Genomic DNA, 11,562 nt, shown 5'->3' with positions numbered 1-11,562 from the left:
GCGTTCAAAATGAAGTTAAGGTTAATCCTGTTTTTTTATTTTTTCCTAAGTACGTGTTTGTGGGCCAATGCGCAGGGAACCACCGATAGCCTTTTGAATAAACTGAATGCCACCTTAGCCGACAAGGATCTCTATGTAAAACAGAAGCAGGGCCGCATCGAAGCCCTAACCCGGCAGGTGCCCAGAACTACCGACCTGAACAAAAGGTATACCCTCTATCAAAAACTTTTTGAGGAGTACAAGGCGTTCAGCTACGATTCCGCTTATACTTACGCTAAAAAATTACAGGTAACAGCCACGCAGCTTAACGACCCTGTTAAGCAGGCGCTCTCAAAAATGGAGTTGGGATTTACGCTCCTTTCCTCCGGCATGTTCAAGGAAACGCTGGAAACTTTAAACCACGTTGATGTTAAGCTTTTAGCAGATAGCAATAAAATTGATTACTATTTTTTAAAAGCCCGCAGCTATTTCGACCTTTCGGATTTTGACCGGAATACGGATTATTCTTCTATTTATAACCCCAAAGGCATTCAGTGTATCGATTCGGCACTGAGCATAAGTAAGCCTGGTTCTTATTATTATTTGACATTGAACGGGTTGAAAGACCTGCGCACAAGTAACAATGCAGCCGGCGAAAAAGATTATACCACATTGCTTAACCTACCCAATTTAACACCGCACCAATTCGCGGTAAACGCCTGTAGCCTGAGCTATATTTATGAAGTACAGGGTAAGCAGGATGAATCAATAGCGCTGCTGATTAAAGCGGCAATTGCCGATATTCAATCGGCCACCAAAGAAACGGTTGCCATGTATAAACTGGCCGATTACCTCTACAAAAAAGGTGATCTTAAAAATGCCTATACCTATATTAACCAGGCGATGGACGAGGCTATTTTTTATGGCGCACGTCATCGGCAGGTAACCATCAGCAGTATATTGCCCATTATCGAGTCGCAGCGAATCAGCATCGTTGAGCAGCAGCGAAAATCGCTGTTTATTTATTCATCCATAATTACCCTGCTGGTAATTTTTGTGGTGGTATTTGCGGTGATAATTTTCAGGCAACTAAAAAAGCTGCGCATCGCCGATGATATTATAAAGGCGGCCAATGCATCGTTACAGGAAAACAACGTCGCGCTTGAAGAGTTGAACCGTAACCTGAGCGTTGCGAACAAGATCAAGAACGAATACATAGGCTATTATTTCAACATTAATTCTATCTACATTGAAAAGTTGGAAAGCTTTCAAAAATCGCTTGATAAAAAATTAAGCAGCAAGCGCTATGAGGATGCACAGGCGGCAGTGAAAAACCTTAACCTCGAAAACGAAAGGCTGCAACTGTTCCATACATTTGATAAAGTTTTCCTCCGCCTTTTTCCGGATTTTATCGCGAAGTTTAATTTGCTTTTTAATGATAATGAAGAAATTGCTATCCCCGAGGGACAATTGATGGGTACGGAGCACCGCATTTTTGCACTCATCAGGATGGGGATCCATGACAACGAACGGATAGCAAAATTGCTTGGTTATTCTGTTAACACTATTTACTCCTATAAAAACCGGATAAAAAACCGGTCGTTCATCGCCAATGATGAATTTGAAGATCGCATTATGGCGATAGAAGCTGTTTAAAACAGTTTTTCTTCAAAATATAAATCTATATTGACTTAGTGTTTTGTGTGTGTAATTAATTGATTATCAATTAACTGAATATTGTATTCCTCAATACTTTCTATATTGAGGTGTGCACCTGTTGCCTTTGAATTACCTACACCCTTTCTTTGATTCGGATTTGGCACCAAGCCGAATTCTGTTTAAAAACCAATTTTAAATCAATATTAAATGAAAAAAGTTTACTTATTTAAGTATGGCCTGACTGTACTGTTTTTAATTTGTGCGATTTCTGTATTTGCACAAACAAGCGTTTTTAAAGGTAAGGTAGTTGATGAAACCAATCAGCCATTGCCGGGCGCTACGGTAAAAATTAAAGGCTCAACACAGGCAACGGTTACCGATGGACAGGGAAAATTCTCCTTCCCTGCTAATGGCCAGTCGGCAATTGTGGTGCAAGTTAATTTTATCGGTTATGATTTATCGGAACGGACTATAACTGCGGGCGAATCGCCGAGCATTCAATTAGTTCCAAACCAAAAATCACTATCAGAAGTTGTGGTTGTAGGTTACGGTACTGCAAAGAAGACAGACCTTACCGGTTCAGTATCGAACCTGTTAGGCAAGGATTTGAATCCAGGCCCCGTTACCAATCCTTTACAGCAATTGGCAGGTAAAGCCGCGGGCGTAAACGTTACGCAAGTGGGCAGCGAGCCGGGTGTTCCGCCATCAGTGCGCATTCGTGGTATTACTTCATTACAAGGTGGTAATGATCCGTTGGTTGTAGTTGACGGGATCCAGGGTAATATGGATCTGTTGAACCAGGTTCCGCCTAATGAAATTGCATCAGTTGACGTGTTGAAGGATGCATCGGCAACAGCTATTTACGGTTCACGCGGTGCGCCGGGTGTTATCATAGTTACAACCAAGCGCAATTCAGCGGGCAAAACAACGGTTGAGTATACAGAAAATACTTCGCTGGATGTTATTGCAAATAAGCTGAAGATAATGTCAGCGTCGCAATGGAGCGCACAGGCAGCCGCACAGGGCGTTGATATCTCTGCAAATCACGGCTCAAACACCAATTGGTTTAACCTGTTGACCCAAAATGGTGTTACTCAAAACCATTCACTAGCCTTTGGCGGCGGGTCGAATGATTTTAACTACCGTGCATCGATAAGTGCTATCGATCAAACCGGTATCGTTATCAAATCAAAATACAAGAAATACATCGGCCGTATTGTGGCAACACAAAAGGCAATTGACAACAGGCTTACACTTACCATGAACTTAAACAGTGGTATTGAGCAAACTACTTATAGCCCAACCGGCATTGGCAGCGTGGCCTTTCAGTCAAACCTGATCAGCCAGGCCTACGTGGCTAGACCAACTGATCCGGTTTATGACGTTGATGGTTCATACTACCGCGACCCGAACGTGTTTCAGTACACCAACCCTTACGCAGTATCGCAAACCGTTAAAAACGACGATAACTTTAATAACCTTTTCGGAAGCTTAAAAGCCGACCTGGATGTTTATAAGGGGATAACAGTTGGATGGTTTGGCAGCTGGAGGAAAAGGGATGAGGACAGCGGTTTTTATTTACCAGCTTTATCAACTGTTCAAACAGCTATCGATAACAATGGGATCGGTAATATCTGGAACAGGCACACCGATGAAAAACTGATGGACATCAGCATCAGCTACAAACACGATTTTGGTAAAAATCATGTAGATGCAACCGGTGTTTACGAGTGGCAGGCGCAAACTTATAACGGCGCGTTTACGCAGGGACGCGGCTTTGTGAATGACATAGCCAGCTACAACGCATTACAATTAGGCGATGTTTCAAAAGTTGTGCAAGGCGATATTCAATCATACAAAAACGACCGCAGACTAGTTTCGTTTTTAGGAAGAGTGAATTACTCGTACGACAACAAATACTTGTTAACCGCAAGCTTCAGGCGTGATGGTTCAACTGTATTTGGTGTGAACAATAAATGGGGTAACTTCCCGTCTGCTTCATTGGCATGGCGCCTTGATCAGGAAGATTTCCTGAAGGGAAGCACTACAATAAGCACGTTGAAATTACGCGGTGGTTATGGTGTCACAGGTAATCAGCAGGGAATTGGCCCTCAAAACTCAATTGCATTGGTTGGCCAGGCAGGTACCGTATTTTTTGGCGGAACCACTATTCCTAACTACGCTGTTACCCAAAACTCAAACCCTAACTTAAAATGGGAAACTAAAAAGGAAACCAGCTTAGGCTTAGATTTCGGTTTGTTTGGCGACAAGCTTACCGGTACTATTGAAGCTTATTCGGCTAATACCGACAACCTTTTGTTTAACTACACAGTGCCTTTGGAGGGGCCATTTTTAACCACTAATATTCTTGCAAACGTTGGTAGCCTGCAGGGGCGCGGCCTTGAGCTTTCGTTAGCTTACAGGGTTATCCAAACCAACAAAATGAGCTTAACCCTTGCCGGTAACGGATCATTAATGCAAAGCAAGGTGACGAAATTAGGTGGTAACATAGATGGTTACGACATCCCTACAAACTATGTAGGCCTGGGCGGCGGCGGAAACGGCTACCTGGTGGTAGGTAAACCAATCGGGACCTTCCTGATCCTGCACCACCTTGGCAAGGATGCCAACAATGCAGAAACAGTAGTTGACGAAGATAAAAACGGGCAAATTGACCAGGGTTCACAAAGTAAGGACAGGATTGACGCGGGGCAGGAATTGCCTAAGTATACCTACGCGTTTACACCAACCTTTACCTTCGGAAACTTTGATGCATCAATGGTTTGGCGCGGACAGGGTGGTAACAAAATTTACAACGGTGTTCAGCAAAAGTTTAGCTTACTGGAAAACCTTGGTAAATCAAACCTGCTGCAAAGCGCTGTGCCGCTGGGTATCGCTTCTTCACAATACAGCTCTGATCTATGGTTGCAAAGCGGTTCGTTTTTACGATTTGAAAATCTTTCGTTTGGTTACAGGATAAATGTGCCTAGTGTTAAATTCATTAGCTCCTTGCGTATATCCTTAACCGCTCAGAACCTGGCAATAATTACAAAATACAAAGGTATAGACCCTGAGGTGGATGTTAGTGGTGATGGCGGTTCGGGCCAGGATTACGGAGTGTATCCGCGTACCAGGACCTTCTCTGCAGGTTTAAACGTTGTTTTAAAATAATTAGATCATGAAAAAAATATTATTTGGAATTCTCATTATTGGCCTTGCTGCAAGCTGCACCAAGGTTAATGAAAATGTGTACGACAAATACGGCGCGAACCAGTTTTATTCAACGCCCGCGGGGGCCAATGACGCGCTTGCAAATGTGTACGCAAAAATCACAGGATCGTGGGGAAGCAATTATGCCGGCCGCGATAACTGCTGGTACGATTTGAACTCATTCTCGGCAGATGACCAGGTGATCCCTCACCGTAACACCGGCGACTGGCAGCTTGACTTTGCACAACTGTACACCCGTACAGAGCTACCAAGCCTTGGCATCATTAACAATACCTGGAACTGGGCTTATTCAACCATCTATAGTGCAAACCAGGCCATCCAGCTGTTAACCGATGCAAAAGCATCTGCAGATAAAATTGCGGAAGCAAAGGTTATGCGTGCATGGGTCTATTACCTGTTGATTGATGATTTTGGTGATGTGCCTTTCTACACGAATAATAATACTGACGTATCAAAGATTCCGCAGAAAAAGCGTGCTGATATCTATGCTTTTATAGTATCTGAGCTTACCGCCAATGTCGACCTGCTTTCCGAAACACGGGGAGGCGCTTACTACGGAAGGTTCAACAAATGGGCTGGGTACATGGTATTGGCAAAGGTTTATTTGAACGCACAGGTTTATACAGGCACAGCACACTGGGCTGAAGCTTTGGCTGCAACCAACAAAGTTGCATCAGGCGGCTTTGCACTGCATTCCGGAGCTAATAATACAAGCAGCCCGAATGGTAACCAATATTTCGAGCTGTTTGGCGATGTATTACCTAACGATGAAACGATATTGGCAATCTATCTTACTGAAAATGTGATCAGTGGTAATATTTATGGGATCCGCGGTTTAGACGGGCCTAACGGCACAGCATTAATTGGTTACAATGGCTGGAATGGTACAGTTATCCCTGAAACGTTTTATAATAAGTTTGATGCCAGCGATATCCGCAGGAAGCAATTTTTAGTGGGGCCGCAAAAGGGCGGAATTACTTATTCCCCAACTGTTTCATCGCTGATCTCGCCGGGAGCAGCGCCTGATGAAGGCATCAGGGATGTTAAGTTTTTCCCTGCCGGAATTACTGATGGCAGCGGTTCATCAAACGACTTCCCGGTTTATCGGTATGCTGATGTGTTGTTAATGCAGGCAGAATTAAACATCCGTTTGGGAAATGCAGCAGCAGCTGCACCGTTCCTTAACCAGGTTAGAGAGCGTGCAGGCTTAGGTGATATCGCTTTACCAACCCTTGACAATGTTTATGATGAACGCGGATTTGAGCTGATTTATGAGGGCCATCGCAGGCAGGATATGATCAGGTTCGGTAAGTATTTACTACCGCATGATGTTGTTCCGGCTTCGCCTGAATACATGCTGCTATATCCGCTGCCAACCAGTGCGCTTAACGCAAACACTACATTGAAACAGAATCCAGGATATCCTAATTAATTATAGATCATGAAAAAAATAATTAATCTCACATTACTGGCAATAGCCTTAATGGCTGTTGCCTGCCATAAGGAGGCTACGCTGACAAAGCTACCGCCTGTGGCGTTTACAGCGACAGTATCCTCTTCGGCAAGCCAGGTTATCTTAACGGCGGCTACAGATGATACGCCGGATGTATTGACCCTGAAATGGGGCGCGGTAACATACCCGGTTAAAGCGCACGTTACCTATACTGTACAGGCTGACATACCTGCCGATACCGTTGGTTCCTCTGCGTGGAGCAACGCCAAATCAATATTGGCCGGATCAGATGTTTTAACAAAAACATTCAAAGGCTCCGATTTGAATGCACTTGCAATTTCTGTAGGTATAACAGGTAATGATACCGCTAAAATGGTATTCAGGATCCAGGCTTACCAGGATCGTAATGCTTTTTCAAAGGCAGTAACGGTTACTGTTAGTCCTTATGTTACCATATTGCCTCCAAGCGATGGTTACCCGGTACTATATCTTCCTGGGTTTTACCAGGGCTGGTCGCCGGGAACTGCAGGCACGGTAGCCGCACCTACGGCAGGTGTTTATAACACTCCGGGTGTTTATGAGGGGTATGTCAACATGCCGGCAAGTACAGACGGATCTGCCTATCACTTTAAATTCACCAGCGCACCAGACTGGAACCACATTAACTATGGTAATGGAGGTGCAGGTATTTTAACAACGGATGGTACAGCAGGCGATTTAGTATTACCAGGGCCGGGCATTTATGAGCTGTGGGCCAATCCTACCACGCTTACATGGGGTGCTGCGCCAATTACCTGGTCCATCATTGGCGATGCTACGCCAGGCGGTTGGACAGGTGATACACAAATGGCCTATAACGCGGCCAAGGGTGTTTGGACGGTAACAGCCAACATGATTAAAAATGGTTCATTCAAATTCAGGGCTAATAACGACTGGAAGATAGATTTCGGTATCGTTACAGCAACAGGTAAAATCTACTATGCTGATAATCCTGCATTTGGCGGAAATAAACAAGGGCTGGATAACTTGACAGTTCCGAGTGATGGAAATTATACGTTGACTTTAGATCTTCACGATCCGAACAACTACCATTACACCGCGCATAAAAATTAATAATTCAATACATAAGGCAGTGCAATTGCACTGCCTTATTTTACAAATTAATATGAGTGTCATGGCGGCACTTAAATCCGGGTATACCCAAGGGTAAGTATTGCAGGCAGGTATACAGAAATACATTTTTACACAATTGATGAAATTTTTTAAGTTCACATTTATACTGGCAGTTTGTTTGAATGCATCGGGGCTTATGGCACAAACGCCGGTATTGATGCCCGGTAACGTTGAAACCGTTACCATAAATGATCATAATATAGTTTTTAAAACTACCAACGCTTACGGGAGGATTGAGGTTTATAGTCCGTCAGTTATCCGTGTGCGGTTAGACAAGAAACCACTTGGCCGCGATTTTTCGTACGCCGTAATTGGCGAACCCGGAAAAGGAAAGGCCAACATCACCCAAAACGAAGAAACTATTATACTGATAACCGATTCGCTTAAGGCGGTAATTACAAAAAAGCCATTCAGCGTGGCTTATTACACAGCTGGCGGCGAATTAATTAACCAGGATGAGCAGGGCTTAGGTACATCATGGGCAGGCGATGCAGTTACCACATACAAAAAACTACAACCAAACGAGCACTTTATAGGTTTAGGCGAGAAAACAGGTAACCTTGACAGGGCGGGTAACGGTTATACCAACTGGAACTCGGATGTGTACGGTTACCGGGTTGACCAGGATCCGCTTTATTCAACCATTCCGTTTTACATAGGGATCCATGGCAATATTAATTATGGGATCTTTTTAGACAATACCTACCAAAGCGACTTTAATTTCGGAGCGAGTAACAACAGGTTTTCATCGTTCGGCGCACGTGGAGGTGAAATGAATTACTATTTTATCTACCATAAACGCCTGGCCGATATCATTAAATCATACACGTGGTTAACCGGCCGGATGCCGATGCCGCCGCTATGGTCATTAGGTTATCAGCAAAACAGGTACAGCTATTACCCGGAAGCGGAAGTTATGCGGATTGCAAAAACTCTGCGTGAAAAACGCATCCCTGCCGATGGTATTACGCTTGATATCCATTACATGGACAAGTACCAGTTGTTTACCTGGAATAAGAGCCGTTTCCCCGATCCTGCAAAAATGAGCGATTCGCTTAATAAGATGGGGTTTAAATTAACGGTAATTGTTGACCCGGGAATTAAGGTTGAGAAGGGCGCCCCTGCTTACGAAAGCGGCCTGAAGGATGATGTTTATATTAAATATCCTGACGGACAAAACTATACAGGCCAGGTATGGCCGGGCTGGTGCAATTTTACCGATTTTACCAGCAGCAAGGGCCGCGCCTGGTGGCGTAAACAGGTCAGTTTTTTTGCAAAATCGGGCGTTAGCGGAATTTGGAATGACATGAACGAGATTTCAACATGGGGCCAAAAAATGCCTGATAATGTGCTATTTGATTATGATGGTGCGCAGACCAGCCATTTGCAGGCACATAATGTTTATGGGTTAGAAATGATCCGGTCTAGCTACGAGGGTGCGTTGGAGCATTTTAAGGAACGCCCTTTTGTTTTAAGCCGCTCGGGATATGGAGGCTTGCAACGGTATTCAGCCATCTGGACGGGTGATAACCGTGCCGAAGAAGACCATATGCTGCAAGGCGTAAGGATAATGAACAGCTTAGGTTTAAGTGGGGTATCATTTACAGGTATGGACATCGGCGGATTTACCGGTAATCCAACCGTGCCGTTATACACCCGTTGGATTGAGCTTGGCGCATTTGTGCCTTACTATCGGAATCATACCGGCGTAAATACAAAGGCAGCGGAGCCGTGGGCATTCGGTGAGGATGTATTAGATATTGCAAGAAACTATATCAGCCTGCGTTACCAACTAATGCCTTATTTGTACTCATCATTTTATGAATCAACGCAAAGCGGAATGCCGGTAATGCGCTCATTGGCTATTGATTATACTTTTGATCCGAAAATATTGTGGGCCGACTATCAAAACCAATTCGAATTTGGCGGTGCATTTATGATCGCCCCGTTTGAAAGCACCAGGGAGTATGGCAAGATCTATTTTCCGGAGGGAATCTGGTACGATCTTTACAATGGTGGCGTGATAGCGGGCAAACAGGAAAAGGTTGTTCCGCTAAATGTGGCGAAGCTACCGGTTTATGTTAAGGGCGGGAGTATTATCCCGATGCAATCATTAGTGCAAACAACCTCGATATTGCCAACAGATACACTTTCGGTACATGTTTATAACGGGCTCACAGCAAACAGCTTTGTTTATTATGAAGATGATGGTAAAAGCTTTGATTACAAAAAAGGGAGTTTTTACAAACGTACTATTACATTTAACCCGGCAGACAAAAGCTTAACTTTTAACGCGGCCGAAGGGAACTATACCTCACACTTTAAATTTATTAAACTAATATTACATGGTTTTGACCAGGCAGACAAGATCATTATTGGCAAGGATCAAATAAAAGCAGAAAACGGGAGTTATTCGTTCTTAAGCGGCGCTGCGGCAACCGATCCGGAGGGAAGTGGCTCGCCTGCTGAAAGCTGTGCGGTTAAATACATCGTAATAAAAAATAGTACAAATAACATAAAACTTAATTATTAAAAACCCAGGAGGGATTAGTGGAAATGAATAATAAAACACCAAAGCTTATGCTAAACTTATTAATGCTGTCGATAGTTTTAGCCTGCTCATCGTGCGGGAAATCATCAACAAAACCCGACAACACGGTTGTTACCCCGCCGACAAATCCAGGCAAGGATCCGGCTCAGTACGGGACCCCGTATGCAAATGTTCCGGCTACAAAGGACATTGTGATGTACGAAGTAAACATCAAAACTTTTACCCCTGCTAACTTCACAGGTGTTAAAGCGCGACTTAATGCCATAAAGGCAATGGGCGTGAACGTGATCTGGCTGATGCCTACTTATCCCATAGGGACCTTGAAGGGAGTTGGCTCGCCGTATTCAGTAAAGGATTACGAGGGAGTTAATGCAGATTTCGGCACGCTGGATGACCTGCGCTCGCTGGTTGCGCAGGCCCATACATTGGGTATGGCCGTAATTTTGGATTGGGAAGCGAACGATACCTCGTGGGATAATGCCTGGATAACCGCGCATCCATCGTGGTATCTACAGGATGGATCGGGCAACATAATTATGCCTCCGGGTACCAATTATGCCGATGTTGCCGCTTTGAATTTCAACAATTCAGATATGCGCGCCGCGATGATAAAAGCCATGAAATATTGGGTGTTTACTGCCAATATCGACGGTTACCGCTGCGATTTTGCCGATAATGTTACCACCGATTTCTGGACTCAGGCTATAGATACTTTAAAGACTATCACCACCCATAAGCTAATCTATTTGGCAGAGGGTACAAAAGGAGCGGAGATCTCGTCTGGTTTTCAGATCAGCTACGCGTTTAGCTATTATGGTACATTGAAGAGTGTGTTTGTTGGGGCGCAGTCGCCAAGTGCTTTATTTAGCACAAATAACACAGAAAATGCTTCACTGCCGTCACCAGGAATTAAATTAAGATATATAACTAATCATGACGATGCCTCGTCTGATGGAAGTACCATAACGGAGTATAAAGGTAAACAGGGAGCGTTAGCAGCATTTGTTGCAACTACCTATATGGGCGGGATCCCGCTGATATACAGTAGCCAGGAAGTAGGGTATCCAAATACTATCAACTTTTTCAATACGGTTCCGGTTGATTATACTGCGAACCCGGACATGGTTGCCGAGTATACAAACATCCTGGCCTTCAGGGCGGCACATGAAGCTGTAAAAACAGGCACACTAACGCAATTTGACGATGCAAATGTTATAGCATTTGAAAAAAAGTCGGGCAGTGATGATGTGTTGATTTTGGTAAATGCAAGGAACGCAGTAGCCAGCTTTACGGTGCCGGCGGCTGTACAAGGCGGCTGGACTAACGGCCTGGCAAATGCAAGCGTAACGTTAGGCTCAACTGTGAGTTTGCAACCATATGCTTATTTGGTATTAAGGAGGTAATTGACGTGCAGACACATAAGGATGCACATCTGCAGATAATTTAAAATATTTAGAAGTTTTTCTCTCCGTACAATTGGTTTACAAGGGGCGGGAGCCCTCCCGCTTCCTTGTAT

6 protein-coding genes are annotated in these 11,562 nt (G+C 44.2%); all 6 read left to right on the top strand.

Features of this window, described 5'->3' with window-relative positions:
- Positions 1-9 precede the first annotated feature (9 nt).
- The 6 genes from susR to KXD93_RS10600 all read left to right on the top strand — a co-directional run bounded on the left by susR (position 10) and on the right by KXD93_RS10600 (position 11,449).
- A complete protein-coding gene (gene susR / locus KXD93_RS10625) occupies positions 10-1,635 on the top strand; it encodes a SusR family glycan utilization regulator (RefSeq protein WP_258137071.1) in 1,626 nt (541 codons plus the stop codon).
- Between the two features lie 210 nt (positions 1,636-1,845).
- On the top strand, positions 1,846-4,809 hold the full coding sequence (locus tag KXD93_RS10620) for a SusC/RagA family TonB-linked outer membrane protein (RefSeq protein ID WP_258137070.1): 2,964 nt from the start codon (positions 1,846-1,848) through the stop codon (positions 4,807-4,809).
- Positions 4,810-4,816: 7 nt separating this feature from the next.
- Positions 4,817-6,301, top strand: a complete 1,485-nt coding sequence (locus tag KXD93_RS10615; RefSeq protein ID WP_258137069.1) for a RagB/SusD family nutrient uptake outer membrane protein — start codon at positions 4,817-4,819, stop codon at positions 6,299-6,301.
- Positions 6,302-6,310: 9 nt separating this feature from the next.
- Entirely contained in the window at positions 6,311-7,435 is a 1,125-nt protein-coding gene (locus KXD93_RS10610; protein ID WP_258137068.1) for a SusE domain-containing protein, read from the top strand.
- 139 nt (positions 7,436-7,574) lie between these two features.
- On the top strand, positions 7,575-10,028 hold the full coding sequence (locus tag KXD93_RS10605) for a glycoside hydrolase family 31 protein (RefSeq protein WP_258137067.1): 2,454 nt from the start codon (positions 7,575-7,577) through the stop codon (positions 10,026-10,028).
- A gap of 47 nt (positions 10,029-10,075) precedes the next feature.
- Entirely contained in the window at positions 10,076-11,449 is a 1,374-nt protein-coding gene (locus KXD93_RS10600; protein ID WP_258137066.1) for an alpha-amylase family glycosyl hydrolase, read from the top strand.
- Positions 11,450-11,562: the final 113 nt, after the last annotated feature.

Source organism: Mucilaginibacter phenanthrenivorans (genome assembly GCF_024721155.1).
Lineage (GTDB): Bacteria > Bacteroidota > Bacteroidia > Sphingobacteriales > Sphingobacteriaceae > Mucilaginibacter > Mucilaginibacter phenanthrenivorans.
This window is presented reverse-complemented; position numbering and strand designations above follow the sequence as displayed.

What these genes read in the sequence shown, in the direction of transcription:
- KXD93_RS10610 (WP_258137068.1), top strand. Translation starts at nt 6,311, where the DNA reads ATGAAAAAAATAATTAATCTCACATTACTGGCAATAGCCTTAATGGCT.
- susR (WP_258137071.1), top strand. Translation starts at nt 10, where the DNA reads ATGAAGTTAAGGTTAATCCTGTTTTTTTATTTTTTCCTAAGTACGTGT.
- KXD93_RS10600 (WP_258137066.1), top strand. Translation starts at nt 10,076, where the DNA reads ATGCTAAACTTATTAATGCTGTCGATAGTTTTAGCCTGCTCATCGTGC.
- KXD93_RS10615 (WP_258137069.1), top strand. Translation starts at nt 4,817, where the DNA reads ATGAAAAAAATATTATTTGGAATTCTCATTATTGGCCTTGCTGCAAGC.
- KXD93_RS10605 (WP_258137067.1), top strand. Translation starts at nt 7,575, where the DNA reads ATGAAATTTTTTAAGTTCACATTTATACTGGCAGTTTGTTTGAATGCA.
- KXD93_RS10620 (WP_258137070.1), top strand. Translation starts at nt 1,846, where the DNA reads ATGAAAAAAGTTTACTTATTTAAGTATGGCCTGACTGTACTGTTTTTA.